This window comes from Streptomyces sp. NPDC107500, assembly GCF_055582785.1.
In genome coordinates this window covers 741,578-766,454 of sequence record NZ_JBVJPF010000001.1, presented here as the reverse complement: position 1 = coordinate 766,454, position 24,877 = coordinate 741,578, and the positions used below count along the sequence as shown (strand labels likewise).

The window sequence follows — 24,877 nt, the reverse complement described above, 5'->3', positions numbered from 1 at the left end:
TAGGCTCGGTGGCATGTCCTTGAAGAGCCTCGCGTTGATCGAGAACTGGCCGGTCCCCACCGCCGCGGCGGGCGTCGTCCGGGCCGACGGCACGACCCTGGGCACCCACGGCCCGGTCGCGCACCGCTTCCCCCTCGCCTCGGTCACCAAGCCGCTCGCGGCCTACGCGGCGCTGGTGGCGTACGAGGAGGGCGCGATCGAGCTGGACGAGGCCGCGGGCCCCGCCGGGTCGACCGTCCGGCACCTGCTCGCCCACACCTCGGGGCTGGCCTTCGACGAGCACCGGGTGACCGCCCCGCCCGGCGAGCGCCGGCTCTACTCCAACGCCGGCTTCGAGCAGCTCGGCGACCACATCGCGAAGGCCGCGGACATGCCGTTCGCCGAGTACGCGCGGCAGGCGGTGCTCGAGCCGTTGGGCATGACGTCCACGGCCCTGGACGGCTCCCCGGCGAAGGACGGCGTCTCCACCGTCGAGGACCTGCTGCGGTTCGCCGCCGAGGTGCAGGCACCGCGGCTCCTCGACCCGCGCACGGTCGCCGAGGCGATGACGGTGCAGTACCCGGGCACGAAGGGCGTGCTGCCGGGCTACGGCCACCAGAACCCCAACGACTGGGGCCTCGGCTTCGAGATCCGGGACGGGAAGTCCCCCCACTGGACGGGCGCCTCGTCCTCCCCGCGCGCCTTCGGCCACTTCGGCCAGTCGGGCACCTTCCTGTGGATCGACCCGGACGCCGGCCTCGCCTGCGTCGCCCTGGCCGACCGCGCCTTCGGGCCGTGGGCGGCCGAGGCGTGGCCGCCCTTCACGGACGCGGTGCTCGCCGAGGTCTAGGCCATCTCCCAGACGAGCAGCTCGGCCGCCGTCACCGCCACCGCGTCCATCCCCTCGGCGTCCGTGATCCGCGCCGCGTCGCCCGGCCCCAGCGCCTGCCCGCTCAGCGTCACCTCGCCCCGCACCACGTGGACGTACACGTACGCCCCGTCCGGCACCGCCGTCCGCTCCCCCGCGCCCAGGCGGCGTACGTGGAGCATGGCGGCGGCCTCGGGGACCGCGTACGGGGTGGAGTCGGCGATGCCGCGGACGATCTCGTAGGCGGGGTCGCCGCCGGGTTCGCGGGGGGCCAGCCACATCTGGACGAAGGTCAGGGGGACCGCGGCGTCGTTGCGTTCGACGTGGCGGACGCCGCCCGCGGAGCTGAGGCGCTGCACGTCCCCGGCGCGGACGACCGTCTCGTGGCCCGCCGAGTCCCGGTGGGTCAACTCGCCCTCGACCACCCACGTGACGATCTCCGTGTGGCTGTGCGGGTGCTCGTCGAAGCCGGCGCCGGGCGCCAGGCGCTCCTCGTTGCAGGCGATCAGCGCGCCGAAACGGAGGTTGCCGGGGTCGTAGTGGGGGCCGAAGGAGAAGGCGTGGCGGGAGGCGATGCCCGCCGCCTCGTCACCTCCGGGATAGCGCTCGTCGGCGCGCCGTACGTCCGTCACGACGTCCACGGTAGACCCGGCGGCGCGTGCTCCCGTCCTGATAAGGCAGTCTTGTCCCGTGCCCGAACCCGAAACCAGCAAGCCCGAGCCCGCGGCGCACGCCGTCCATTCGCACACCGCGACGCTGAAGCGGCTGGAGCAGTCCGCCGGATCGCTCGCCGCGCAGGCCATCGCGCGCATGGACGAGACACTGCCGTGGTACCGGGCGATGCCACCGGAGAACCGTTCCTGGATCGGGCTGGTCGCCCAGGCCGGCATCGCCGCCTTCACCGAGTGGTTCCGGCGGCCGGACGCGCCCCAGGCCATCTCCACCGACGTGTTCGGCACCGCGCCGCGCGAGCTGACCCGCGCGATCACGCTGCGGCAGACCGTGGAGATGGTGCGGACGACCATCGAGGTGATGGAGTCCGCCATCGACGAGGTCGCCGCGCCCGGCGACGAGTCGGTACTGCGCGAGGCGCTGCTCGTGTACGCCCGGGAGATCGCCTTCGCGACCGCCCAGGTGTACGCGCAGGCCGCCGAGGCACGCGGTGCCTGGGACGCGCGTCTCGAGTCGCTGGTGGTCAACGCCGTGCTCAGCGGGGAGGCCGACGAGGGGGCGGTGTCCCGGGCCGCGGCACTCGGCTGGAACTCGCCCGACCACGTCTGTGTCGTGCTCGGCACCGCGCCGGACGGCGACTCCGAGCTGACCGTCGAGGCCATCCGGCGCGCGGCCCGGCACGCCAAGCTCCAAGTGCTGACCGGGGTGCTCGGGGACCGGCTGGTGGTGATCGCCGGGGGCCGCGACGACCCGCTGGCGGTGGCCAAGTCGCTGATCGGTCCGTTCGCCCAGGGGGCGGTCGTGGCCGGTCCCGTGGTGCCGGACCTGCTGGCCGCGACGCGGTCCGCGCAGGCCGCCGCCGCCGGGCTCAAGGCCTGCACGGCCTGGCAGGACGCCCCGCGCCCGGTGCTGGCGGACGATCTGCTGCCGGAGCGCGCGATCGCCTCCGACCCTGCGGCCCGTGAGCAGTTGGTGGAGGAGATCTACAGACCGCTGGAGGAGGCCGGGGCCGCGCTGCTGGAGACGCTCAGCGTCTATCTGGAGCAGGCGAGCAGCCTGGAGGGCGCTGCCCGGATGCTCTTCGTTCACCCGAACACCGTGCGCTACCGGCTCCGACGTGTGACTGACGTCACCGGATGGTCACCCTCTGATGTACGGTCTGCGTTCACACTGCGGATCGCGCTCATCCTGGGGCGTCTGGCCGATGGAGATCCGCAACTCTAAGCTTTTGTGGGGGGTCCACAAAACCCCCTGCTGTTCTTCGTCCTTGTCCCCACGGGCGGTCCCGGCCGTCCTCAAGAGAGAGTGTGAGAGTGCTCGTACTCGTCGCTCCCGGCCAGGGCGCCCAGACGCCCGGCTTCCTGACTGACTGGCTCGCCCTCCCCGGCGCCGCCGACCGCGTCGCCGCGTGGTCCGACGCCATCGGACTCGATCTCGCCCACTACGGCACCAAGGCCGACGCGGACGAGATCCGGGACACGGCCGTCGCCCAGCCGCTGCTGGTCGCCGCCGGTCTGCTGTCCGCCGCGGCACTCGGTGACATCTCCCCCGGTGCCGTCGCGGGCCACAGTGTCGGCGAGATCACCGCCGCCGTCTTCGCGGGCGTCCTCGACGACACCGCCGCGCTGACCCTCGTGCGCCGCCGGGGCCTGGCGATGGCCGAGGCCGCCGCGGTCACCGAGACCGGCATGTCGGCGCTGCTCGGCGGCGACCCCGAGGTGAGCATCGCGCACCTGGAGAAGCTCGGCCTGACCCCGGCGAACGTGAACGGCGCCGGTCAGATCGTGGCGGCCGGCACCATGGAGCAGCTGGCCGCGCTGAACGAGGACAAGCCCGAGGGCGTGCGCAAGGTCGTCCCGCTGAAGGTGGCCGGCGCCTTCCACACGCGCCACATGGCGCCCGCGGTGGACGAGCTCGCCAAGGCCGCGTCGGCGCTCACGCCGGCCGACCCGAAGGTGACGTACGTGTCCAACAAGGACGGGCAGGCCGTCGCCACCGGCGCCGAGGTGCTGGACCGCCTGGTCGGGCAGGTCGCCAACCCGGTCCGCTGGGACCTGTGCATGGAGACGTTCGGCAAGCTGGGCGTCACCGCGATCGTCGAGGTGTCCCCTGGCGGCACCCTGACCGGTCTCGCCAAGCGCGCGCTGCCGGGCGTGAAGACGCTGGCCCTGAAGACCCCCGCCGATCTCGACGCGGCCCGCGAGCTCGTCGCCGACCACGCCCAGCAGGCCTGACAAGGAGCGCGACAGCATGTCGAAGATCAAGCCCAGCAAGGGCGCCCCGTACGCGCGCATCCTCGGGGTCGGCGGCTACCGTCCGACCCGCGTGGTGCCGAACGAGGTGATCCTCGAGACGATCGACTCGTCCGACGAGTGGATCCGCTCGCGCTCCGGCATCGAGACGCGGCACTGGGCCTCCCCCGAGGAGACCGTCGCGGCGATGTCGGTCGAGGCGTCCGGCAAGGCCATCGCGGCCTCCGGGATCTCCGCCGACCAGATCGGCGCCGTGGTCGTCTCGACCGTCTCGCACTTCAGTCAGACCCCGGCCGTCGCCACCGAGATCGCCGACCGGCTCGGCACGGACAAGGCCGCCGCCTTCGACATCTCGGCGGGCTGCGCGGGCTTCGGCTACGGGCTGACCCTCGCCAAGGGCATGGTCGTCGAGGGTTCGGCGGAGTACGTCCTGGTCATCGGCGTGGAGCGGCTCTCCGACCTGACCGACCTGGAGGACCGGGCCACGGCCTTCCTGTTCGGCGACGGGGCCGGCGCGGTCGTGGTCGGCCCGTCGCAGGAGCCGGAGATCGGCCCGACGGTCTGGGGCTCGGAGGGCGACAAGTCCGAGACCATCAAGCAGACGGTCCCCTGGGACCGCTTCCGGATCGGCGACGTCGCCGAACTGCCCCTGGACTCCGCGGGCAACGTCAAGTTTCCTGCGATCACGCAGGAGGGCCAGGCGGTGTTCCGCTGGGCCGTGTTCGAGATGGCGAAGGTCGCGCAGCAGGCGCTGGACGCGGCCGGGATCAGCCCGGACGACCTCGATGTCTTCATCCCGCACCAGGCCAACGTGCGGATCATCGACTCGATGGTGAAGACACTGAAGCTGCCGGAGCACGTCACGGTCGCCCGTGACATCCGCACCACCGGCAACACCTCGGCCGCCTCGATCCCGCTCGCGATGGAGCGGCTCCTGGCGACCGGCGAGGCCAAGAGCGGCGACACCGCGCTCGTCATCGGCTTCGGGGCGGGTCTCGTGTACGCCGCCACGGTCGTTACCCTCCCCTAGGCACTCCGTGCCGGATCACGCGGTCCGGAACGGAGAGCAGCACCACTCGCCGCGACGCGGCGGGCCGCCACACCCTCTGGAAAACAAAGAAGGAGCGCCACCATGGCCGCCACTCAGGAAGAGATCGTCGCCGGTCTCGCGGAGATCGTGAACGAGATCGCCGGCATCCCGGTTGAGGACGTCCAGCTGGACAAGTCCTTCACCGACGACCTGGACGTCGACTCGCTGTCCATGGTCGAGGTCGTCGTCGCCGCCGAAGAGCGCTTCGACGTCAAGATCCCGGACGAGGACGTCAAGAACCTCAAGACGGTCGGCGACGCGACCAAGTACATCCTCGACCACCAGGCCTGATCCGCCGATACTCGGGCATGTCCCGAGTATCCCGGGCAGACTGCCCCGCCACCCGGCGGTGGCGCCGTACGAATCCGTATCCCGTTGGAGAAAGAATTCCCGTGAGCTCGACCAATCGCACCGTGGTCGTCACCGGTATCGGCGCAACCACACCGCTGGGTGGCGACGCAGCCTCGACCTGGGAGGGTCTGGTCGCCGGCAGGTCCGGCGTCAAGCCCCTGGAGCAGGAGTGGGCCGCCGACCAGGCGGTCCGCATCGCCGCGCCGGTCGCCGTGGACCCCTCCGAGGTCATCCCGCGGCCCCAGGCCCGCCGCCTGGACCGTTCCGCGCAGTTCGCGCTGATCGCGGCCCAGGAGGCCTGGAAGGACGCCGGCTACACCGGCAAGGCCGGCGAGAGCACGCCGGACGCCGAGAGCGGGGCCCACGTCGACCCCGACCGGCTCGGTGCGGTCATCGCCTCCGGCATCGGCGGCGTGACGACCCTGCTCGACCAGTACGACGTGCTCAAGGAGAAGGGCGTCCGCCGCGTCTCCCCGCACACCGTCCCCATGCTGATGCCGAACGGCCCCTCGGCCAACGTCGGTCTGGCCGTGGGCGCCCGCGCGGGCGTGCACACGCCGGTCTCCGCCTGCGCGTCGGGCGCCGAGGCCATCGGCTACGCCATCGAGATGATCCGCACCGGCCGTGCGGACGTCGTCGTCGCGGGCGGCACGGAGGCGGCGATCCACCCGCTGCCCATCGCCGCGTTCGGCAACATGATGGCGATGTCCAAGAACAACGACGACCCGCAGGGCGCCTCGCGCCCCTTCGACACGGGCCGTGACGGCTTCGTCCTCGGTGAGGGCGCCGGCGTCCTCGTCCTGGAGTCCGCCGAGCACGCCGCCGCGCGCGGTGCCCGCGTCTACGCGGAGGCCGTCGGGCAGGGCATCTCCGCCGACGCCCACGACATCGTGCAGCCGGAGCCCGAGGGCCGGGGCATCTCCAACGCCCTTCAGAACCTGCTGGACCGCACCGACCTGAACCCGGCCGAGATCGTGCACGTCAACGCGCACGCCACCTCGACGCCGGCCGGTGACATCGCCGAGCTGAAGGCGCTGCGCAAGGTCCTCGGCGACGACGTGGACCACATGGCGGTCTCCGGCACCAAGTCGATGACCGGTCACCTCCTCGGTGGCGCGGGCGGCGTGGAGTCCGTCGCCACGGTGCTCGCCCTGTACCACCGGGTGGCGCCGCCGACCATCAACGTCGAGAACCTCGACCCCGAGGCCGAGGCCAACGCGGACATCGTGCGCGGGGAGGCCCGCAAGCTGCCCGTCGAGGGCCGGATCGCCGCGCTGAACGACTCGTTCGGGTTCGGTGGGCACAACGTGGTTCTGGCGTTTCGTTCGGTCTGATCTGGCTCGCTGAACGTATTGATGGCCCGAGCCCCGGTGGGGGTTTCGGGCCATCGCCGTTCGTGGTGGAGTGGTTTGCCGGGTGCGGGTCCGTTGTGGCTGGTCGCGACCACGCGGCGGAGCCGCACATCGACACAGCCCCGCGCCCCCTACGGGGCGCGTCTCCTTATACGACCTGGTGCAGCCAGCGGACCGGGGCGCCCTCGCCCGCGTGGCGGAAGGTCTCCAGCTCGTCGTCCCAGGGCTTGCCGAGGAGTCGCGCGATGTCGGACTCCAGGTCGGTCTCGCCGCGCTGGGAGCGGACCAGGGCGGCGCGCAGCCGGTCCTCGGGGATCAGGATGTCGCCGTGGATGCCGGTGACGGCGTGGAAGATGCCGAGGTCCGGGGTGCAGCTGTAGCGCTCGCCCTCGCTGCCCGCGGACGGTTCCGCGGTGACCTCGAAGCGCAGCAGCTGCCAGCCGCGCAGCGCGGAGGCGAGCTTGGAGGCGGTGCCCGCCTGGCCCTGCCAGGAGAACTCGGAACGCCAGGTGCCGGGCGCCGCGGGCTGCCGGATCCAGTCCAGGCCGACGCGTGTGCCGAGCACCCCGGCGACGGCCCACTCGACGTGCGGGCAGAGCGCGCGCGGCGCGGAGTGCACGTACAGGACTCCACGTGTCGTCACCGGAACCTCCGGGCTGAGCGGGACATCTCGGAACGGGCGGACGGCCGTGACCGGGCGGGTCACGTTGAGGGCGAGGCTACCGTGCGACGGGGCAAGGAGTGTGACGTACCGTCGGTCCCGGTGCCGACAAAGCCGCGCCATTCACCCGGCAGGACGCTTGTACGGGTGTGAGGCGTCGCATCACCGCCCCGGGAACCCCCGGCGGGGTGTCATGGGTTGAGGACACTGGAGGCACGAGGCGAGGGGTGGGACCTGTATGGGCCAGGGGACGGACCAGGTGGAGGTACGGACGGCGCGCCGTGGCCGGCGCCGGGCGCGTGCCGCGCTCGCCGTCCTGACCGCCGCCGTGCTGGGCGTCGCGGGCTGCGACGCCGTGGGCGGTGACTCCCCCGCCCCGTCCGCCGGCGCGTCGAAGCGTCCGAAGCCCGCCCCGGTCTGGGACCGCAGCCCGGACTCGGTCGCCGCGGTGGGCGACTCCATCACGCGCGGCTTCGACGCCTGCTCGGTGCTGTCGGACTGCCCCGACGTGTCCTGGGCGACCGGTTCCAGCGCCGAGGTCGACAGTCTGGCCGTACGGCTGCTGGGGAAGGCCCAGGCGGCCGGGCGGAGCTGGAACTACGCGGTCACCGGGTCCCGGATGGCCGACCTGACCGGGCAGGTGACCCGGGCGGCGGCGCGTGAGCCCGAGCTGGTCGCGGTGATGGTGGGGGCCAACGACGCCTGCCGGGCGACGACCTCGGCGATGACCCCGGTGGCCGACTTCCGGGACCAGTTCGAGGAGGCCATGAGCACCCTGCGCCGCGAGCTGCCCAAGGCTCAGGTGTACGTGGCGAGCATCCCGGACCTGAAGCGGCTGTGGTCCCAGGGGCGCACCAACCCGCTGGGCAAGCAGGTGTGGAAGCTGGGCCTGTGCCCGTCGATGCTGGCCGACGCGGACTCCCTCGACTCGGCGGCGACCCTGCGGCGGAACACCGTGCGGGACCGGGTGACGGACTACAACGAGGTGCTGCGGGAGGTCTGTGCGAAGGACCGGCGCTGCCGCACCGACGACGGCGCGGTGCACGCGTACCACTTCGGCACGGACCAGCTGAGCCACTGGGACTGGTTTCACCCCAGCGTGGACGGCCAGGCCAGGCTGGCCGAGATCGCGTACCGGGCGGTCACCGCCGAGCGGCCCTGACCTGGGCGTGTCCTAGAGTTCGCACATGAACGAACTCTTCGGCACACTTTCCGACGGCACGCCGGTGCACCGCTGGACCCTGGAGCGGGCCGGCGTACGGGTCCGGGTTCTGTCGTACGGCGGGATCGTCCAGTCGGTGGAGGCCCCGGACCGGGACGGGAACACCGCGGGCGTGGTGCTGGGGTTCGCGGACCTGGACGGCTATGTGCGCCATCCCGAGCCGTACTTCGGCGCGCTCGTCGGCCGGTACGCCAACCGGATCGCGGGCGGCCGTTTCCCGCTGGACGGACGGACGTACACGCTGGCGCGGAACAACGGGCCGAACTCGCTGCACGGCGGTGAGCGGGGCTTCGACAAGCGGGTGTGGGGCGTGGAGCCGGTCGGGGACGACGGGCACGGCATCCGGCTGAGCCTGGTCAGCCCGGACGGCGAGGAGGGCTACCCGGGCCGGGTGGCGATCTCCGTGACGTACACGCTGGAGGAGCGGGGGGCGCTGCGGATCGACTACGAGGCGGTCACCGACGCGCCGACCGTACTGAATCCGACCAACCACAGCTACTTCAACCTCGGCGGCTCCGGGCACACGGGCGGCCACGAGCTGCGGCTGGCGGCCTCCCGGATGACGCCGGTCGACGCGGCTCTGATCCCGGTGGGCGAGCCGGCGGACGTGACGGGCACGCGGTTCGACTTCCGGCGGGCGCGCAAGGTCGGTTCGGGCTACGACCACAACTTCTGCCTGGACAAGGGTGTGACGGAGACCGCCGAGGAGGTCGCGGAGCTGTACGACCCGGCGTCGGGCCGGGTGCTGACGGTGGCGACGACCGAGCCGGGCCTCCAGGTGTACACCGCCGACCAGCTGGGCGAGCCGTTCGCGCCCGGTGACGGCATCGCGCTGGAGACGCAGCACTTCCCGGACTCCCCGAACCGGCCGGACTTCCCGGGCACGGTGCTGCGGCCGGGCGAGGTGTTCCGCTCGCGGACGGTGTACGGGTTCTCGGCGCGGTAGCGGGGCGGATCGGGCCCGGCGAGCCCCGGCCCGGCCGTCAGGTCCCGGGCCGGGGCTGTTCGCGGGGGAAGGCCCTCGCGGGCGTCCCTGTTCAGACGGTAATCGCCGATGTGATCCGGCGGTCGGCGATCGAGCGTCCGATGCCGAGTTCGTACGAACCCTTCACAAACGCCCACGAGCCGGTCGCCTCGTCCCAGACCTCGAAGGCGCGGCGCGGCAGCTCGACGGTGACCTCGGCCCGCTCGCCCGGCCCGGCCTCCGCCCCGGCGAATCCGGCGAGGAAGCGTGCGGGGCGGGCGGGGTCGGGTTCGACGGGGGCGAGGTAGACCTGGACGACCTCGCGGCCGGGGCGGTCGCCGGTGTTGCGCAGGCGGACCGTGACCGTGGTGCCGTCGACGTGGGCCGACTCGTAGGCCCACTCGGTGTAGCCGAGGCCGTGGCCGAAGGGGTACGCCGGGGTGCGGGCGGCCCGGTCCCAGGCGCGGTAGCCGATGAACAGGTCCTCCTCGTAGGGGAGTTCGCCGTCGGCCGGGGTGACCCGGGTGACCGGGGCGTCGGCGAGGTCGCCCCAGGTGGTGGGCAGCCGGCCGCCGGGCTCGTGGGCGCCGGTCAGGACGTCCGCGAGGGCCGCGCCGCCCTCCTGGCCGGGGAACCAGCCGAGCAGCACGGCGGCGACCTCCTCGCGCCAGGGCAGTTCCACCGGGGAGCCGGAGTTGACGACCACGACGGTGCGGGGGTTGGCGGCGGCGACCGCGCGGACCAGGTCGTCCTGGCGGCCGGGGAGCCGCAGGTCGGTGCGGTCGAAGCCCTCGGACTCGACCCGCTCGGTGGTGGCGACGACGACCACGGCGGTGTCGGCGGCGGCCGCGGCGCGGGCCGCCTCGGCGATCAGCTCGTCCGGGTCCCGGCGGGGCCCGGCGTGCGCGAGGGCGAAGGTGACGACCTTCATCCGGTCGCCGTCGGGGAGGTCGACGACGTACCTGAGGGACACCTCGACGGGCGTCCCGGCGGTGAGCCGGACCTCGGCTCGGGGTTCGGGGGCGCCGAAGAAGGACAGGAACGGGTCGTCCTTGGCGGGGCGCTGGACGTCGTCGTAGTACGTGGCGCCGTCGACGGTGAGGGTGAAGTGGCCCAGGCCCTTGATGCCGAAGGTGTGCGGGCCGGTCTCGTCCGGGGTGAAGGTGCCGGTCAGCTCGACGGTGTGCAGCCGGTCGTGGGTGACGCCCTCGGGGAGGTCGGACCCCATCCACTGGATGTGCCCGCTCGGCGCCGACCCGGTGCCGGTGACCTCGCCGTCCGCGTCCCGGCAGACGGCGCGCAGCTCGAAACCCCGGCCCGCGACGGCGAGTTCGGTGTTCGGGTCGGCGCCGACGGAGTAGCTCAGGCCCCCGTCGGGGAGGGCCGCGGTGAGGCCGTCGAGCGGGGAGACGACATGGGCGGGGAAGACGGTCGCGGAGCCGCCGCCGAGGACGCGGGCGTCGCGGGCGGCGGCTCCGGACAGGGCGACGGTGCCGGGCCGCAGGGGCAGTGCGGGGCCCGTGCCGCCGACGGGCCCGTTGCGGACCAGGACGAAGGAGCGGCGGGCGATCTCGCGGGCGAGGGCCCGGCCGTCGACGGCGGCGGGCGGGTCGGTGACGGCCGGTTCGGCGCCGTCGAGGGCGCCGACGCGGGCGGCGAGCCGCAGCACGTTGCGCACGGCCGCGTCGACCTCGGCCTCCGTCACCTCGCCGTCGCGCACCGCTCGCGCGAGGGCCGGCCCGTACACGGTCCTCGGGCCCGGCATGGCCACGTCGAGGCCGCCCCTCAGGGCGCCGGTGGTGGAGCGGGCGGCCTGCCAGTCGGAGACGTTGAAGCCGTCGAAGCCCCACGCGCCGCGCAGCACCTCCTGGACCAGGTGGCGGTGTTCGGTCATCGTCGGGCCGTTGACCGAGTTGTAGGCGGTCATGACGCCCCAGGGGCGGGCGTCCGCGACGATGGCCTCGAAGGGGGCCAGGTACAGCTCGCGCAGGGCGCGTTCGGAGACCAGGTTGTTCACGGTGAAGCGGTCGGTCTCGGCGTCGTTGGCGACGAAGTGCTTGACGGTGGTGCCGACGCCACCGGACTGCACGCCGGTGACGTAGCCGGTGCCGATCCGCCCGGTCAGGTACGGGTCCTCGCTGTACGCCTCGAAGTGCCGGCCGCCGAGCGGGGAGCGGTGCAGGTTGACGGTGGGGGCGAGCAGTACGTGGACACCCTTGCGGCGGGCCTCCTGGGCGAGGAGCACGCCGGCCCGGTGGGCGAGGCCGGGGTCCCAGGAGGCGGCGAGCGCGGTCGGCGAGGGCAGGGCGACGGACGGGTCGTCGGCGGTCCAGCGAACGCCGCGCACGCCGACCGGGCCGTCGGACATCACGAGGGATCCCAGGCCGATCTCGGGCAGCGCGGGCAGGCTCCACATGTCCTGCCCGGACAGGAGCCGGGCCTTCGCGTCCAGGCCGAGTGCGGCGAGCGCCGCCTCGACCGCGGCCTCGCGGGCCGCGTCCTCGGCTCCCCCTGTGTGCCGTACGTCCCGATCGTCCTGTGTGTCCGCCACCGCGGAGACCTCCTCGTCGACTCCGTGAACGTGTGGATCCTTCCTCGCCGGGCCGCGTTCGAACCGGGACCGCACGCCGACGGCCGCCGTGCCGTAGCGCGCGTCCCTCCCGTCACGCGATACTGCGGCCGTCCGCAGCGCACCCCACGGCGACGGAAGGACCTGGACTCCCTTGAGACCCATACGTGTTCGGATCGGCGTACTCGGACTGGCCCTGACGGCGGGGCTCGCCGCCCCGGGGACGGCCGCGGCGGCACCTCCGGGGGCCGCGGCCACCGCCACCGCTCCCACGGTCGAGGAGCGGCGGCTCGACGGGGACGTCCCCCGGGAGATCCTGCGCGGCTCCGGATTCGCCGCCGTGGCACCGGCGTTCGCGCGCGGGCTCGGGCGGGCGGACTCCTACCGCGAGGCCCGGCGCCTGGTCGAGCGGGAGGGCTCCGCGCTGTGGCGGCGGGCCGTGGACCGGGCACAGGGGCGCGGGCCGGCGCACGGGGCCGTCAGCCGCGACGACGACCGGCCGCTGTACTGGGCGCGGCTCTCGATGACCCGGGAACTGCGCACCTGGGAACCCCGGTTCGGGCTCGGCGAAGGGCAGCGGGACGCGCTCCTCGACGCGTTGGAGCGCACCTCGCGGGGGCAGTCCGACATCCGCCTGCCGCAGCGGCACGACGACGACCGGGGCAAGGGCGTGAAGCGTGTCCTGCTCACCGGCTTCGACCCCTTCACCCTGGACCGCGACATCCGCATCTCCAACCCGTCCGGCGCCACCGCGCTCGCCCTGGACGGCACGGTGATCGACACCCCGGACGGGCCCGCGCGGGTGGAGACGGCCGTGTTCCCGGTGCGCTGGCGGGACTTCGCGGAGGGGACCGTGGAGCGGGCGCTGCGGCCGTATCTGCCGGAGGTGGACCTGTTCACCACGGTGAGCCAGGGCCGGGTCGGGAAGTTCGACGTGGAACGGACCAACGGGGCCTGGCGGGGCGGCTTCCCCGACAACGAGAACGTGTCCCGGACGGAGACGGTGCCCGTCGCCGACCCGGCCTCGCAGCCGCAGTGGACGACGACCACGCTGCCGTACGCGGCGATCACGGCGGCGGCGACCGGCCGCTTCCCGGTGTACGACAACACGAGCGTGACCGAGATCCCGGCGGGCTCCACCCAGGCGGTCGTACGGCCGGACGGGCCCACGCCCGGTTCGACGGCCCGGGAGGGCGGCGGCGGGAACTACCTCTCCAACGAGATCGCCTACCGGGCGACGCTGCTGCGGGACCGCCTCGGGCTGCGCGGCACGCTGCCGGGCGGGCACGTCCACACGCCGGTGCTCCAGTTCGGGGCCGGGAACACCGATCCGGCGACGGGGACGGTCACCGACCCCGAGTTCGTGCGGAACCGGCTGGACATCGTGGCGCAGGTACGGGCGATCGTGGCGGTGGCGGTCAGTGCGTCGGGGTCGGACCGGGGCTGACCGCCGGGTCGGCCGGGCCGCCGCCGGAGCGGTCGTCGCGGCCGTCGCGGGTCTCCTCGCCCAGCAGTTCGCGGGCGAGGAGGGTGGCGCCGGCGACCGCGCCCGGCATCAGGAACACGGCGACGAAGGGCACCAGGAAGGAGACGGCCAGCGGGGTGCCGAAGCCCCAGACCAGCGTCTTGCGCGAGCGCAGCAGGGCGAGGCGCTCGCGCAGCTCGACCCCGCGGCGCTGGAGGGCGACGGAGGTCAGCTCCTCGGTGAGGAAGAAGCCGGTCACGAAGAGGCCGATCACCGGGACCACCGTCTGCCCGACGAACGGGATGAATCCGAGGGCGAAGAGCAGCACGCCCCAGAGGGCGGCGCGGACGAGGATCCGCAGGCTGTCGCGGCCGGAGAGCCACACCTCGCACCAGAGCGGCAGGTCGGACTCGGGGGCGGTGCCGTCCGGGGAGACGTCGCGGTCGACGCGCTCGGACAGGGCCTCGTAGAAGGGCTGCCCGATCAGCAGGGTGACCGCGGTGAAGGTGAGGACGGCCAGCAGCAGGGCGAGGGCGAACAGGACGACGGTCAGGAAGCCGCGGAAGAGCCCGAGCCAGGGGCTCGACCAGTCGTCGGCGAAGGGGGTCGTCCAGGCGACGAAGTCCGTGCCCCACATCGCGAGCGCGACCAGCGCGGCCGCGTACAGGACCAGTGTGATCAGGCCCGGGACGAGCCCGAAGCCGTAGCTCTTGCCGTGCCGGGCCACCCAGCGCTGGCCCTTCAGGAGATGGCCGAATCCCGCCCCAAGATCGCGCATGGGCGGAACTCTACCGGTCGGCGCCGCCACCGCCGCGCCCCGATTGAGTCGAACCCGCTCGTCCCGCCGTACCGATCGGTGGAGTCCGGTGAACGTACCGACCGGTGGCGGGCCGCGGGCCGGCCCGGCGAGTGGGTGAGGAGAAGCGGATGACGCAGGAGATCCACGGCACCGTCGCCGACGGCTTCGAACGGGTGCTGGAGGAGTTCACGGCCGTCGTGGCCGGGGAACCGGCGGACCACGAGAGCCAGTTGTGCGTGTACGTGCACGGGCGCCGGGTCGTCGACCTGTGGACCGGCGACGGAGCGGGGGCGGGTTCGCTGTACGGGGTGCACACCGCCACGCTGGGCGCCGCGCACCTGGTGGCCGCCCTGCTGGTCCAGGAGGGCACGCTGGAGCTGGACCGCAGGGTGACGTACTACTGGCCGGAGTTCGCAGCCGAGGGCAAGGGGGCGCTGACCCTGCGGGAGCTGCTGGCGCACCGCGCGGGGGTGATCGGCACGGACACCGGGTTCAGCACCGCCGAGCTGGCCGACGACCGGGTGATCGCGGAGCGCCTCGCGGACCAGCGTCCGTACTGGCGGCCCGGCACGGCCTTCGGATCCCACGCGCTGGTGCTCGGGGCGCTCGCGGGCGAGGTGGTGCGCCGGGCCACGGGCCACACACTGCAGGAGGTCTACGAGGACCGGGTCCGCGCCCCGCACCACCTGGACTTCCACCTGGGTCTGCCGGCCTCGCTCGACCACCGCTTCCGCGCCGCGCGGCCGATGGTCCTCACGCCGGTGCAGCGGGCCGAGGCGGCGTGCCCGGACGGTCCGCGCTCCCTCGCGGCGATCGCGTTCAACCGGAACGCGGCGCACCGCACCTGCCTGGAGACCCTGCCCAACGAGCCCGCGGTCCGTGCCGGGGGCCCCGCGTCCGTGGGCGGGGTGGCGTCGGCGCGCGGTCTCGCGGGGCTGTACGCGGCGGCGATCGGCGAGGTGGAGGGCAGGGCGCCGCTGCTGAAGCCGGACACGGTGGCGGAGTTCGGCCAGTTCCACTCGGTGGGCTACGACCTGGTGACCCGGACGCACGGGTCGTACGGCATCGGCTTCGAGGCGACGGCGGACCTCTGGCACCCGTTCCTGGGCGCCGGGACGATCGGGCACTGCGGTGCGGGCGGCAGCCAGGGCTTCGCGGACCCGTCGGCCGGTCTGGCCTACGGGTACACGCGGCGCCGTTCCGCCTGTCCGGGCGGGGCGGCGCCGGAGAACCAGCGGCTGGTGGCGGCGGTGCACGCGGCGGCGTCGGCCTGCTGACCGCCGCCGCGTGCGGGTGTCGCCCCCGGTCAGACGAGTGTCACGGTGATGTTGCCCCGCGTCGCCTTCGAGTAGGGGCACACCTGGTGGGCCTTCTCCACCAGGGACCGCGCGGTGGCGGCGTCCACCGCCGGGATCTCGGCGGAGATCTCGACGATGATGCCGAACCCGTCGTCGTTCTTGCCGATGCCGACCTTGGCGGTGACGGTCGAGCCGGAGATGTCGGCGCCCTCCTGGCGGGCGACGACGCCGAGCGCGCCCTGGAAGCAGGCGCTGTACCCGGCGGCGAACAGCTGCTCGGGGTTGGTGCCGGCGCCGTTGCCGCCCATCTCCTTGGGCGGGTTCACGACCAGGTCGAGCTTGCCGTCATCGGTGGCCACCCGTCCGTCGCGGCCGTTCTCGGCGGTGGCGACGGCGGTGTAGAGGACCTCGGACTGCTGGATGGGCATGCGGTGTCTTCCTCCTCGGTCCGCCGTGACTCGCGCCCACGACCACGACGGATTTCGGAATGACGCTACCGCATGCCGGAAGTGCAGTGAAGTCAGAGCTTCACGATCATCTTCCCGGTGTTGTCGCCGCGCAGGACGCCGAGGAACGCCTCCAGGTTGTTCTCGATGCCCTCGACGACCGTCTCGCGGTACTTCAGGGCGCCGGAGGCGACCCAGGGGCCGACCTCCTCGACGAACTTCGGCTGGAGGTCGTAGTGGTCGCCGACCAGGAAGCCCTCGATGCGGCCGCGGGTCTGGATCAGGCGGGCGAGGTTCTTCGGGCCGGGGGCGGGCTCGGTGTTGTTGTAGACGGAGATCGCGCCGCAGATGGCGATGCGGCCGTTCAGGTTGAGGGAGCCGATGGCCGCCTCCAGGTGGTCGCCGCCGACGTTGTCGAAGTAGACGTCGATGCCGTCGGGGGCGGCGGCGCGCAGCTGCTCGCTCACCGGGGCGTCCTTGTAGTTGAACGCCGCGTCGAAGCCGTACTCGTCGACGAGCAGCCGGACCTTCTCGTCCGAGCCGGCCGAGCCGACGACCCGGGCGGCGCCCTTGAGCTTCGCGAGCTGCCCCACCTGGCTGCCGACGGCACCGGCCGCGCCGGAGACGAAGACCGTGTCGCCCTCCTTGAAGCCGGCGGTGCGCAGCAGGCCGGCGTAGGCGGTGAGGCCCGTCATGCCGAGTACGCCGAGGTACGTCGACAGGGGCGCGGCGTCCGGGTCGACCTTGACGGCGCTCTTCGCGTTCACGGCGGCGTACTCGCGCCAGCCGAGGAAGTGCAGGACGTGGTCGCCGACGGCGAAGCCCTCGGCGTTGGAGGCGACGACCTCGCCGACCGCGCCGCCCTGCATGGCCTTGCCCAGCTCGTAGGGGGCCGCGTAGGACTTGGCGGCGCTCATCCGGCCGCGCATGTAGGGGTCGACGGATACGTACAGGTTGCGCACCAGGACCTGGCCCTCGCCCGGGGTGGGGACCTCGGTCTCCACCAGGGCGAAGTCCTCCGGCTTGGGCCAGCCGACCGGGCGGGTGACCAGGTGCCATTCGCGGTTGACGGCGGGGAGGGAGGGGGAGTCGGTCATGGGGGCGCCTTTCGTCGTGGTCGAGATGGGCAAAATGCTTCAGGTTATGAAACAACCATGCAGCTGAACATTTCACCTTGTCAAACAAATGGGTACCCTGGATCGCATGGCCACACCACGCGACACCACGCGCCGACCCGGCGCACTCACCCTCGAAGTCGTCGAGCTGATCGGAGAGGTCGTGGCCCGCTTCCACGCCGACTACGAGGAGGCGGCCGCCGAGCGCGCGCTGACCGGGGCGCAGGCCAAGCTGCTCAGCCTGCTGTCACTGGAGCCGCTGCCGATGCGGAAGCTGGCGCAGAAGCTGAAGTGCGAGCCGTCGAACGTCACCGGGATCGTGGACCGGCTGGAGGCGCGGGGCCTGGTCGAGCGCCGCCCCGACCCCGCCGACCGGCGCGTGAAAGTCGCGGCGGCGACGGAGGAGGGCCGGCGGGTGGCACGGGGACTGCGCGATTCCCTGCGGTTCGCGCGGGAGCCGCTGGCGGGGCTGTCGGAGGGGGAGCGGGTGGCTCTGCGGGACGCGTTGCGGAGGATGGTCGCGGAGAGCTGACCCTCCCTACGCTTCGAACTCGTACTGAAGCTCGTAGAGGTGCCCGGCCTTCACCATGACCGTCACCTCGACCGGGCGGCCCTCGTCACCGTGGACGACCCGGAGGGTGCGCAGGACAGGCGTACCGCTGGTGAGGTGGAGGGCCCGGTACTGCTCCTGGGTCGGAATCCGCGCGGAGACCCGGTCCACGCTACGGCGCGCGGGGTGCCCCAGTTCCGCCAGCAGCGCGGGTGCGCCGCCCTTGATCCGGCGACGCTCCATGAGCGCCGTGGCCCTGGAGACGTCCAACGGGTAATAGCAGTCGACGAGTTCGGCGGGTTCGTCGTCGATCAGGAGAATCTGACTGCGCAGCAGTGCGGTGCCGTCCGCGGGGAGGCCGAAGGCGGAACGGACGTCGGCTGGTGGGCGGACCTCCGCGACACCGCGGAGGACACTGCGGGCGTGGGCGCCATGCTTGGCGGCCTCCGTGAGCCAACGGTCGGCAGTCTGGAGCGCGGCCGGGGACACCGTACGCTGACGGTGCTCGCGGACGGTGACCGAGGCTCCCGCCCTGCCCACCACGAGACTCTCCTCCTTGAGGAGTTGCAACGCCTTCTGCACCGTGGCGTTCGACGCGTCGAACCGCTCCTTGAGCCGCGCCGTCGAGGGAAGGCTCGCCCCTGGCGCCAGTTCACCGCTCATGATGTCGTCGCGCAGGTCGGCGGCGATGCGCTCGTGGAGGGAGCGACGGTCGACGCCTTCCGTTTCTGCCTGGGGCACGGTCATCCGATCTCGATCTGATAGCGCAGTCTCTGCCGTAGGGCAGGCATCACCATACGATCCACCTGGATCGGGCGGCCCTCACGGTCGAGCGTCAGGCGGGTGAGCCGCAGAACCGGCTCATCGGGGGCGGTCCCCAAGGTCCGGCGCTCCTCCTCGTCCGGCATCGTGGCCGTTACGTCCTCGCGCACCAGGACGCCGACGTAGCCGAGTTCGGCGAGCAAAGTGACGGCACCGCCACGGATCTTGGCGGTGCGTGACAGAGCGGTGCCCGCGGCGATGACCAGCGGGTAGAACGTGTCGGTCAGCTCGTTCGGCCGCTCGTCGAGGAGGATCAGTCGCCGGCGCACGACGACCGACCCCCCTTCGGGTACGCCGAGCAGATTCGCGACCTCGGCGGGCGCGGGCACCTCGCCGGCGTGCAGGATGCGCTGCGTCCCCCGGCGGCCCTGCGCCTCGGCCTCAGCGCCCCAGGCGTCACCGCGCCCCTTCTCCTGCGGCGTCAGATACGGGAGAGACGTGCTGACCCAACTGCTCGCGCTCATGCGGTCCTCCTCGCGGCCGACGCTTGCCCATATCAGGGCCCAACGTTAAGCGACTTCGCCCATGTGTTCCTCACCATCCTGCCACCTAGCTGCTTTTCGTGAAAAGCGATACGATCGCCTCCCTGTCGGACGCTCCAGCTCCCGGAGGTGGCCCCTCGTGCCCTTGTCACGAGCCCGTCGATTCCCGCGCTCGCGCGCCTCAGTGCGCGACGCCCGCGCCTTCGTCCGTGAGGTTCTGACGGACTGGGGTCACACCGATCGACTGGACGACATAACCCTCTGCGTCTCGGAGCTGGCCACCAACGCGCTCCTTCACGGAGCGCCGCCCGGCAGGGAGTACTGCGTGAGCCTCGCGCTCGATGGCTCGGTGATCCGCCTCGCGGTGCGGGACAGCGGCGACCGACATCTCAATGTCGACGCCCCGGAGGCCGACTCGGAGGCGTGTTCCGGACGCGGTCTACTCCTGGCCCGGGAGCTTGCCGACGACATGGGGGTCACACAGGAGGTCGTCGGGAAGAGCGTCTGGGTGGCTTTCAAAAGCGTGGCGCCGAGCGAGCGTGCCTACTGACACAAGGGCCCCCTCGCCTGCACTTCCGTGGCTATGACGCCGTCCGTCGGCCGCACGACAGAGCCGCGTCCAACGCCTCGGGCGACACCATCGCCAATTCTTCCAACGCCGCCTCGTGGGTGTGAAGCGACAGTGCCCAACGAAGCAGCGAACGCGCCTCGGGGGAGCGGCCGCGGGCCCGGGCCAGGGCCGCCAGGGCGGATGCGTGCCAGGTCGGGTCGGTGATGGTACCGGCGACCTCGGTGGCCTCGTCCAGGCGGCCCGACCTGACCAAAGCCTTCGCCACGCCGGCCAGTGCCGAGGCACGGTTCGAGGCTTTCGGTGTGGCACGGGCCAGGTCCGCGGCTCGGTGAGCGAGACGGACGGCCTTCTCCGTGTAACCCGCGTCCGCCAGTTCTCCCGCCAGTGCTGCAAGGGCTCCAGCTACGTCGGCCAGGGTCATGGCCTCTTCGTCGTCGGTGAGGTCTTCAGCGACCTCGGCGGCGGCCTCCGGTCTCCCGACCGCCACCAGCGCCCGTGCGACGACGGTGAGTGCCACAACACGGTAGAAGGTGGTCGGCGCGCTGCGCGCTAGACGGACGGCCGTGCGCGCTACGCGGACGGCCTCATCCGTCCGGCCCGCCTGGGCCAGCGTGCGGGTTGCGGCCGCCAGTGCCGTCGCGCGATCGTCGGGCTCGGTGACGGTCTCCGCGAGCCGGATGCTCTCGTCGGCCCGTCCCGCCTTGGCAAGTACTTCTGCGACGCTCGCCAGGGCCGAGGAGCGCCAGAAAGGATTGGGCGCCGTACGGGCGAGGTCCGCGGCGGTGTGCGCGAGACGGACCGCTTCCTCCGCCCACCTCGTATCCACCAGCGCCCGGGCCACGTTCGCCAAGTCCTTCGCCTGATCATCAGGATCAACGACTCCCCGACTCACCCGGACGTATGCATCGGCGAGTTGGATCGCTTCCGCGGCCTGCCCCGTCTCCGCCAACGAGACCGCGACATCGCTCAGCAGCCTTGCCCGGGCCACGGGGTTCTTGACGGACTTCGCCGTGTCGACGGCGGTCCGGGCGAGATTCGCAGCTTCCTCCGTACGGTCCATCTGAGCCAGCGCCCGGGCCACTTGCAGGGTGCTTGAGACCATCCGGAAGAGATCAGGCGCGGTACGGGTTACGTCGATGGCGGTGTCCGTGCACCGGATTGCTTGGTCTGTCTCACCCATGTCCGCCAACGCACGAGCCACGACCACCAAAGCTGAAGCGCGGGCTTGGGGATCGCTGATACCGCCGGCTGCTTCCGCAGCGCTACGAGCCAGCCGCGCCGCTTCCTCGGTCCGTCCCGTCTTCTCGAGAACACGTACGACGCGCAACAGCCCGTCGGCCCGCGTCGCGGCGCTGGCAACCGTTCTGAGCACTTCGGCGGCGGCGATGCCACGCCGCGCGGCCTCGTCCGTGTAGCCGACCGTGGCCATGGTCAGCGCGACTTCACACCACGCCATGGCGCGGTGCCCGGAATCGCTGATCGAATCCGTGAGGCGCGCTGCTTCCTCCTGCCGCTCTACCGTGACCAGCAGCTGTGCCACCTGCCTAATCGCGTCGGCGCGCTCCTGCGGTTCAGCCAGGTCGCCCGCCGCCTCGGTGGCATGCGGGACAAGCGTGAGGGCATGCCTCGGCAGCCCCGACCTGACCAGCACCGACAGCACATCGATCACCGTCTCGCAGCGGAGCCGGGAATCACTGATCGTGCGCGCAAGCCGGACCCCTTCCTCTCCTCGTCCCGCCTTCGCCAGCACGTTGGCCAAGCGAGCCAATACTCCTGCTCGCTCTTCCAGGTCGCTCAGGCCGTCCGCTACCTCAGCAGCGTCACGTACCGAACCGACGGTCACCTCCGGCAGCCCCTCCTCCGCCAAGACGTCGGCCACCACGACCAGCGCTGCGCACCGATGAGTCGCGTCATCGATCTTCTGTGCGTACCGGACGGCTTCCCCGTCGCGCCCCGCCTTCGCGAGCACGTACGCGACCTGGTGCAACACCCTGGCCTGCTCTTCCCGATCGCCCAAGCCACCAGCACGCTCGGCGGCGTCACGAGCCAGACCGACGGCCTCATGCGACCGCCCGGCCACGATCAGTGCCTCAGCTGCCACGGCCGAAGGCCATGCCCGACGCGGCGAATCGGTGAATGCGCCCACCACATCGGCCGTCTCGGTGGCCAGACAGACGGCTTCCTCCGGCCGCCCCGCCCGCACCAGTACGTCCACCACTGAGGCCAGCGCTTCGACTCGGCTCACCGGATCACTGGAATCGCGCGCCGCCTCGACAGCTTCATGGACAAGGCCAGCGGTCCGTTCATGTCGTCCTGCCCTGACCAGTGTCTGCGCAGCCGCTATGGACGCCCTGCTCCGCTCGCTCACATCGCTGATGGTGCGGGCCAGTTCGGTGGCCTCGTCCACCTGCTCCGCACTGGCCAGCGCCTGCACGCAGCTCTGCAGGGCCTGATCCCGTGTGGAAGGGCGCACCAAGGCGTGCGCAGCGTTCAGGACCACTCGCTCCTCACCGATCACCAACGCCTCGCGGAGAACCTGGCCGAACAGCTGGGACTCGTGCGCGGAGAGTGCGGCCCTGGCACCGAGCAGCGCCACAGCCTTACGGATATGCCCGAGCTTGGCCAACACGGTGATGGCCTCGGCCGGGAAGCTCAATGCCTTGCGCTTGAGTTCGTCGCGGAAGTACGACAGGCGCACGCATGAGACAAGGTCCGCTTCCGGCTCTGCCCTGTGCAGCGTGAAGGCATCAGCGATCTCGGTGAGGGCTTCGGTGTCGCTTCCGGTGGTGTGCCACAGCCGTTCGTGCCGTGCCGGATCTGTCGCCAGCCGCGTAAGCCGAGCGGTGTCCCGCTGTTCTCGCAGCATCTGCGGGTAACCCTTCAGCGCGTATTCGGGAGTGTCCTGCGGCCACCCTCGGTCCCGGTAGGCATCGATCAGATCGTGCACGCGTGTCCGGTAGTCACTCAGCACAGAAGGACGCAGCAGGTGCCTGGCACTAACCACGAGTTCCTGGTGGGCAAAGGAGTACAGGGAGGGACGCCGGCCGTCGCTGAGGGGCCACTGGGCGGGGCGGAGCTGGAAGGACCGACCTGTCGCACCGCTGAGGACCGCCTCGATCTGCCGGGGGGTCCGGTCCCCTACAAGAAGAGCGTAATCGGCAGCGCTGAGTCCGCCTCCTGCGGCGGAGGTCAGACCGACGAGATCGAGAGAGAGGTCGCCTGCGACGATCATGTCGTTCAGATTGCGTTCGGCGTCCTCTCTCACCGCGCGGGCGGCGGGTGACTCGGCGAGGTCGTGACTGATGTGGCTCGCACGCAGCGGATGACCATGGGGCACGTCGCCTGGGACGGGCGGATTCGGCCGGCCTGCGACGATCACGCGCAGGCCATCCGGCGGGTTGGCAGGCAGCAGTCCAGCGATGCTGTACCCGGCGAACGCGGATTCGACGCCGCTGTCCTCGTCCATGCCGTCGACGATCAGCACGAGCCGTTGCCCCCGGCCGAGTGCCCGTTCGGCGGCGCGGCGCAGGGCGTCATGGAAGCCGCCGTAGCCGTCACAGTCGAGGTCGCTGTCCTCCAGGTAGGCGCGCAACTGCTGTTGCAGCATGGACAGGAAGGCAGTGCGGTCGGAGCGGCCGGCCAACCGCGCGGTGATGAAGAAGGCCAGTACGTGCACGCCGTCCGGAGAGTTCAGGGCGAACTGGGCCATGAGCGCCGTCTTGCCCGACCAGGCCGGGGCGAGCCATCGCCAGTAGGACGGACCGTGCGCGTCGTCGCCGAGAGCGAAGGTGCTCATCTCGGCGAGTTCCTTCTCTCTGCCCTCGAAGTGGGTGGCGGCCAGTATGCGGATCTCCGCCTCGTACACCGAGAGCGGCGCCTTGCTCGCGCCGTTCACGATCACGTTTCCCATGATCGTGGTGGTGCGGTTGTGGTCCCCCGTGACGACCACGCCGAGGTCCCCGTCGGCGTCGACCGCCCGCTTCCCCAGGGACACTCCCCGCTGGGCCGACGTCCTGACCGCGTCGGCGGGGGCGTCCTGGGCCGGGACTTCAGCGGGCTTGCGCAGGCCCCGCCACCACTTCACACGTCCTCGTTCTCGTCGCCGGTGACGGCCTGGCCGATGCCACCGGAAGCGGAGACCCCTCGCTCGCCGGGTACGGCGTTGCCTGAGGAAGAAGCGGAGACCGACGGGGCGGTGGAGGGCGACGCGGGCCCGAGACGGTTGCGGTCGCCGGTGACCGCGCGACCAATGACCCCGCCGGACTGGACCGACCGGGCCCCTGCGGTCGGAGAGCCGTTGCGGAGCAAGGCGATCACCGACACCAGCAAGGCGAGGAGGCCGACCACCGCGCCCGCCACGCTCGCCGCCTGCCCCGCGGTGTCCAGGTCCGCCAGGACCGCCACGAGCACCAGCGCCACCGATGCCAGTCCCGCCACGACCGCGGTCACGACGATCCAGGCCCGTGCCGTCCCTGACATGGCCATATCCCCACCGACTTCCCCGTGCCGCCCGGTCCGGACGAGATGAGCAGGAGGAGAGTTGCCGGTGAGCGCCCCCGTCAACTCCCGTTACGCGAACCGTATCCGCTCAGCCGCACCTATCACCATGGAAAGGCGTCCGGAGGGGCTACGTGCACCACCACAGAAAGCGGTCACACGTCTCCGTCGGGGTCGGAGACGGGTCGTCCGGCTGCGTGGGGGTGGTCGCGGGTGGGTCGTCGGAATCGGGGGGCGACGGGGCGGGATCCGGATCGCGGGTCGGGGTGCCCGCCTGGGCCGGGGGGCGGGACGCGGCGGGGGCGTCGGATTCCGCGGGTGTGCCGGAGGCGTCCGCGTCGGGGGACTTCGACGGGGACGCCGACGCCGAGGTGGAGGCGCCGGGGGACGGGGTGCCCGAGGCGGTGGCCCGGTCCGAGGTCGCGTCGGCCGGGAGGGCCGAGCCCTCCCCCGCCTCCTTGGTCGCCTCGCCGTCCGGTGACTCTCCCCCGGCGGCGGCGGGGCGGGGTGGTGAGTGCGGGGCGTCCGTGCCGAGTTCGGCGAGGCTCAGCCCGCCGGCCGCCAGGACGAAGCCCGCGGTGACGAACAGGGTCCGGCGGCGGCGCCGGCGGTGCGCGGCGGCCTTGCGGTCGCGGCGGCTGGAGCGGGCGCCGGGCGGGGTGTCGTCCGGGGCCTCGTCCAGGGCCTCTTCGGCCGTGTCCGTGTCGTCGGCGGGTCGGGGCGCGGGGGCTGCCCCAGTCGCCGTCAGGGGCGGTTCGGCGGCGCGGAGTTGTTCGACGGGCGTACCGCACCCGGGGCAGGCGAGGGCGCCGTTGAGGTGCCGTCGGCACGGGTGGCAGTAGTCCATGACGC

Annotated in this window: 23 protein-coding genes; 12 read left to right on the top strand and 11 right to left on the bottom strand. The window is 72.3% G+C overall.

What is annotated here, in order from left to right:
• The first annotated feature begins 13 nt into the window (after positions 1 to 13).
• Complete coding sequence (locus ACZ67M_RS03305) at positions 14 to 829, top strand: serine hydrolase domain-containing protein (protein WP_469849378.1); 816 nt, start codon at positions 14 to 16, stop codon at positions 827 to 829.
• Here ACZ67M_RS03305 and ACZ67M_RS03300 read toward each other — a convergent pair.
• Positions 826 to 1,479 carry a pirin family protein gene (locus tag ACZ67M_RS03300; RefSeq protein WP_385799309.1) on the bottom strand — a complete coding sequence of 218 codons (654 nt, stop codon included), beginning with the start codon at positions 1,477 to 1,479 and terminating at the stop codon, positions 826 to 828. The two genes, ACZ67M_RS03305 and ACZ67M_RS03300, sit on opposite strands and share 4 nt — an antisense overlap.
• Positions 1,480 to 1,537: 58 nt before the next feature.
• Between ACZ67M_RS03300 and fasR the strand changes: the two genes are divergently transcribed.
• The 5 genes from fasR (at position 1,538) to ACZ67M_RS03275 (ending at position 6,546) form a co-directional block, all read left to right on the top strand.
• Positions 1,538 to 2,743: a fatty acid biosynthesis transcriptional regulator FasR gene (fasR, locus tag ACZ67M_RS03295; protein WP_125493410.1), complete on the top strand. Its 1,206-nt coding sequence runs from the start codon at positions 1,538 to 1,540 to the stop codon at positions 2,741 to 2,743.
• Positions 2,744 to 2,832: 89 nt separating this feature from the next.
• Complete coding sequence (locus ACZ67M_RS03290) at positions 2,833 to 3,753, top strand: ACP S-malonyltransferase (protein ID WP_469849376.1); 921 nt, start codon at positions 2,833 to 2,835, stop codon at positions 3,751 to 3,753.
• 16 nt (positions 3,754 to 3,769) lie between these two features.
• Positions 3,770 to 4,801: a ketoacyl-ACP synthase III gene (locus ACZ67M_RS03285; RefSeq protein ID WP_385799312.1), complete on the top strand. Its 1,032-nt coding sequence runs from the start codon at positions 3,770 to 3,772 to the stop codon at positions 4,799 to 4,801.
• Positions 4,802 to 4,903: 102 nt separating this feature from the next.
• Complete coding sequence (locus tag ACZ67M_RS03280) at positions 4,904 to 5,152, top strand: acyl carrier protein (RefSeq protein WP_052842858.1); 249 nt, start codon at positions 4,904 to 4,906, stop codon at positions 5,150 to 5,152.
• 101 nt (positions 5,153 to 5,253) lie between these two features.
• A complete protein-coding gene (locus tag ACZ67M_RS03275; RefSeq protein WP_122620313.1) occupies positions 5,254 to 6,546 on the top strand; it encodes a beta-ketoacyl-[acyl-carrier-protein] synthase family protein in 1,293 nt (430 codons plus the stop codon).
• A gap of 166 nt (positions 6,547 to 6,712) precedes the next feature.
• Here ACZ67M_RS03275 and ACZ67M_RS03270 read toward each other — a convergent pair whose 3' ends face one another.
• Complete coding sequence (locus ACZ67M_RS03270) at positions 6,713 to 7,207, bottom strand: DUF3145 domain-containing protein (RefSeq protein ID WP_469849374.1); 495 nt, start codon at positions 7,205 to 7,207, stop codon at positions 6,713 to 6,715.
• 256 nt (positions 7,208 to 7,463) lie between these two features.
• Between ACZ67M_RS03270 and ACZ67M_RS03265 the strand changes: the two genes are divergently transcribed.
• Complete coding sequence (locus ACZ67M_RS03265) at positions 7,464 to 8,387, top strand: SGNH/GDSL hydrolase family protein (RefSeq protein WP_385799317.1); 924 nt, start codon at positions 7,464 to 7,466, stop codon at positions 8,385 to 8,387.
• A 25-nt stretch (positions 8,388 to 8,412) separates the two neighbouring features.
• Positions 8,413 to 9,393 carry an aldose epimerase family protein gene (locus ACZ67M_RS03260; RefSeq protein ID WP_469849372.1) on the top strand — a complete coding sequence of 327 codons (981 nt, stop codon included), beginning with the start codon at positions 8,413 to 8,415 and terminating at the stop codon, positions 9,391 to 9,393.
• A 91-nt stretch (positions 9,394 to 9,484) separates the two neighbouring features.
• Here the strand turns inward: ACZ67M_RS03260 and ACZ67M_RS03255 are convergent, their stop codons facing one another.
• Positions 9,485 to 11,962 (bottom strand): beta-glucosidase, encoded by a 2,478-nt coding sequence (locus tag ACZ67M_RS03255; RefSeq protein WP_469849371.1) that lies wholly within the window; start codon positions 11,960 to 11,962, stop codon positions 9,485 to 9,487.
• A 172-nt stretch (positions 11,963 to 12,134) separates the two neighbouring features.
• Here ACZ67M_RS03255 and ACZ67M_RS03250 point away from each other — a divergent pair, with 172 nt between their 5' ends.
• Complete coding sequence (locus tag ACZ67M_RS03250; protein WP_469849369.1) at positions 12,135 to 13,427, top strand: pyroglutamyl-peptidase I; 1,293 nt, start codon at positions 12,135 to 12,137, stop codon at positions 13,425 to 13,427.
• On the opposite strand, the gene ACZ67M_RS03245 is transcribed toward ACZ67M_RS03250, so the two are convergent.
• The gene (locus ACZ67M_RS03245; RefSeq protein WP_469849368.1) at positions 13,399 to 14,223 is read right to left on the bottom strand and encodes an EI24 domain-containing protein; all 825 of its coding nucleotides are present in this window, start codon (positions 14,221 to 14,223) and stop codon (positions 13,399 to 13,401) included. The two genes, ACZ67M_RS03250 and ACZ67M_RS03245, sit on opposite strands and share 29 nt — an antisense overlap.
• 149 nt (positions 14,224 to 14,372) lie before the next feature.
• Here ACZ67M_RS03245 and ACZ67M_RS03240 point away from each other — a divergent pair, with 149 nt between their 5' ends.
• The gene (locus ACZ67M_RS03240; protein ID WP_469849366.1) at positions 14,373 to 15,521 is read left to right on the top strand and encodes a serine hydrolase domain-containing protein; all 1,149 of its coding nucleotides are present in this window, start codon (positions 14,373 to 14,375) and stop codon (positions 15,519 to 15,521) included.
• A 29-nt stretch (positions 15,522 to 15,550) separates the two neighbouring features.
• Here the strand turns inward: ACZ67M_RS03240 and ACZ67M_RS03235 are convergent, their stop codons facing one another.
• Together ACZ67M_RS03235 and ACZ67M_RS03230 are read right to left on the bottom strand one after the other, a co-directional pair.
• Positions 15,551 to 15,970 (bottom strand): organic hydroperoxide resistance protein, encoded by a 420-nt coding sequence (locus ACZ67M_RS03235; protein ID WP_122620306.1) that lies wholly within the window; start codon positions 15,968 to 15,970, stop codon positions 15,551 to 15,553.
• Positions 15,971 to 16,062: 92 nt separating this feature from the next.
• Positions 16,063 to 17,085 carry an NADP-dependent oxidoreductase gene (locus ACZ67M_RS03230; RefSeq protein WP_392008769.1) on the bottom strand — a complete coding sequence of 341 codons (1,023 nt, stop codon included), beginning with the start codon at positions 17,083 to 17,085 and terminating at the stop codon, positions 16,063 to 16,065.
• Positions 17,086 to 17,191: 106 nt separating this feature from the next.
• On the opposite strand from ACZ67M_RS03230, the gene ACZ67M_RS03225 reads away from it, so the two are divergent.
• Entirely contained in the window at positions 17,192 to 17,635 is a 444-nt protein-coding gene (locus tag ACZ67M_RS03225; protein ID WP_469849365.1) for a MarR family winged helix-turn-helix transcriptional regulator, read from the top strand.
• A 6-nt stretch (positions 17,636 to 17,641) separates the two neighbouring features.
• Here ACZ67M_RS03225 and ACZ67M_RS03220 read toward each other — a convergent pair whose 3' ends face one another.
• Positions 17,642 to 18,400, bottom strand: coding sequence for a GntR family transcriptional regulator (locus tag ACZ67M_RS03220; protein WP_469849363.1), 759 nt, complete (start codon positions 18,398 to 18,400; stop codon positions 17,642 to 17,644).
• A complete protein-coding gene (locus ACZ67M_RS03215; protein ID WP_469849361.1) occupies positions 18,397 to 18,939 on the bottom strand; it encodes a GntR family transcriptional regulator in 543 nt (180 codons plus the stop codon). Before ACZ67M_RS03215 ends, ACZ67M_RS03220 begins: the two co-directional genes overlap by 4 nt.
• A 157-nt stretch (positions 18,940 to 19,096) precedes the next feature.
• Here ACZ67M_RS03215 and ACZ67M_RS03210 point away from each other — a divergent pair, with 157 nt between their 5' ends.
• The gene (locus ACZ67M_RS03210; protein ID WP_469849359.1) at positions 19,097 to 19,507 is read left to right on the top strand and encodes an ATP-binding protein; all 411 of its coding nucleotides are present in this window, start codon (positions 19,097 to 19,099) and stop codon (positions 19,505 to 19,507) included.
• A gap of 31 nt (positions 19,508 to 19,538) precedes the next feature.
• Here ACZ67M_RS03210 and ACZ67M_RS03205 read toward each other — a convergent pair whose 3' ends face one another.
• The 3 genes from ACZ67M_RS03205 to ACZ67M_RS03195 all read right to left on the bottom strand — a co-directional run bounded on the left by ACZ67M_RS03205 (position 19,539) and on the right by ACZ67M_RS03195 (position 24,872).
• Entirely contained in the window at positions 19,539 to 23,612 is a 4,074-nt protein-coding gene (locus tag ACZ67M_RS03205; RefSeq protein ID WP_469849357.1) for a tetratricopeptide repeat protein, read from the bottom strand.
• Positions 23,609 to 24,007: a hypothetical protein gene (locus ACZ67M_RS03200; RefSeq protein WP_469849356.1), complete on the bottom strand. Its 399-nt coding sequence runs from the start codon at positions 24,005 to 24,007 to the stop codon at positions 23,609 to 23,611. Before ACZ67M_RS03200 ends, ACZ67M_RS03205 begins: the two co-directional genes overlap by 4 nt.
• 148 nt (positions 24,008 to 24,155) lie before the next feature.
• Positions 24,156 to 24,872: an SCO2400 family protein gene (locus tag ACZ67M_RS03195; RefSeq protein ID WP_469849354.1), complete on the bottom strand. Its 717-nt coding sequence runs from the start codon at positions 24,870 to 24,872 to the stop codon at positions 24,156 to 24,158.
• Positions 24,873 to 24,877 lie beyond the last annotated feature (5 nt).

Excerpts from the sequence above, each read along its gene's own strand:
- ACZ67M_RS03215 (WP_469849361.1), bottom strand. The coding sequence starts at position 18,939 with ATGAGCGCGAGCAGTTGGGTCAGCACGTCTCTCCCGTATCTGACGCCG.
- ACZ67M_RS03230 (WP_392008769.1), bottom strand. The coding sequence starts at position 17,085 with ATGACCGACTCCCCCTCCCTCCCCGCCGTCAACCGCGAATGGCACCTG.
- ACZ67M_RS03225 (WP_469849365.1), top strand. The coding sequence starts at position 17,192 with ATGGCCACACCACGCGACACCACGCGCCGACCCGGCGCACTCACCCTC.
- ACZ67M_RS03195 (WP_469849354.1), bottom strand. The coding sequence starts at position 24,872 with ATGGACTACTGCCACCCGTGCCGACGGCACCTCAACGGCGCCCTCGCC.
- ACZ67M_RS03265 (WP_385799317.1), top strand. The coding sequence starts at position 7,464 with ATGGGCCAGGGGACGGACCAGGTGGAGGTACGGACGGCGCGCCGTGGC.
- ACZ67M_RS03220 (WP_469849363.1), bottom strand. The coding sequence starts at position 18,400 with ATGACCGTGCCCCAGGCAGAAACGGAAGGCGTCGACCGTCGCTCCCTC.
- ACZ67M_RS03280 (WP_052842858.1), top strand. The coding sequence starts at position 4,904 with ATGGCCGCCACTCAGGAAGAGATCGTCGCCGGTCTCGCGGAGATCGTG.
- ACZ67M_RS03285 (WP_385799312.1), top strand. The coding sequence starts at position 3,770 with ATGTCGAAGATCAAGCCCAGCAAGGGCGCCCCGTACGCGCGCATCCTC.
- ACZ67M_RS03240 (WP_469849366.1), top strand. The coding sequence starts at position 14,373 with ATGACGCAGGAGATCCACGGCACCGTCGCCGACGGCTTCGAACGGGTG.
- ACZ67M_RS03235 (WP_122620306.1), bottom strand. The coding sequence starts at position 15,970 with ATGCCCATCCAGCAGTCCGAGGTCCTCTACACCGCCGTCGCCACCGCC.
- ACZ67M_RS03245 (WP_469849368.1), bottom strand. The coding sequence starts at position 14,223 with ATGCGCGATCTTGGGGCGGGATTCGGCCATCTCCTGAAGGGCCAGCGC.
- ACZ67M_RS03260 (WP_469849372.1), top strand. The coding sequence starts at position 8,413 with ATGAACGAACTCTTCGGCACACTTTCCGACGGCACGCCGGTGCACCGC.
- ACZ67M_RS03200 (WP_469849356.1), bottom strand. The coding sequence starts at position 24,007 with ATGTCAGGGACGGCACGGGCCTGGATCGTCGTGACCGCGGTCGTGGCG.
- ACZ67M_RS03305 (WP_469849378.1), top strand. The coding sequence starts at position 14 with ATGTCCTTGAAGAGCCTCGCGTTGATCGAGAACTGGCCGGTCCCCACC.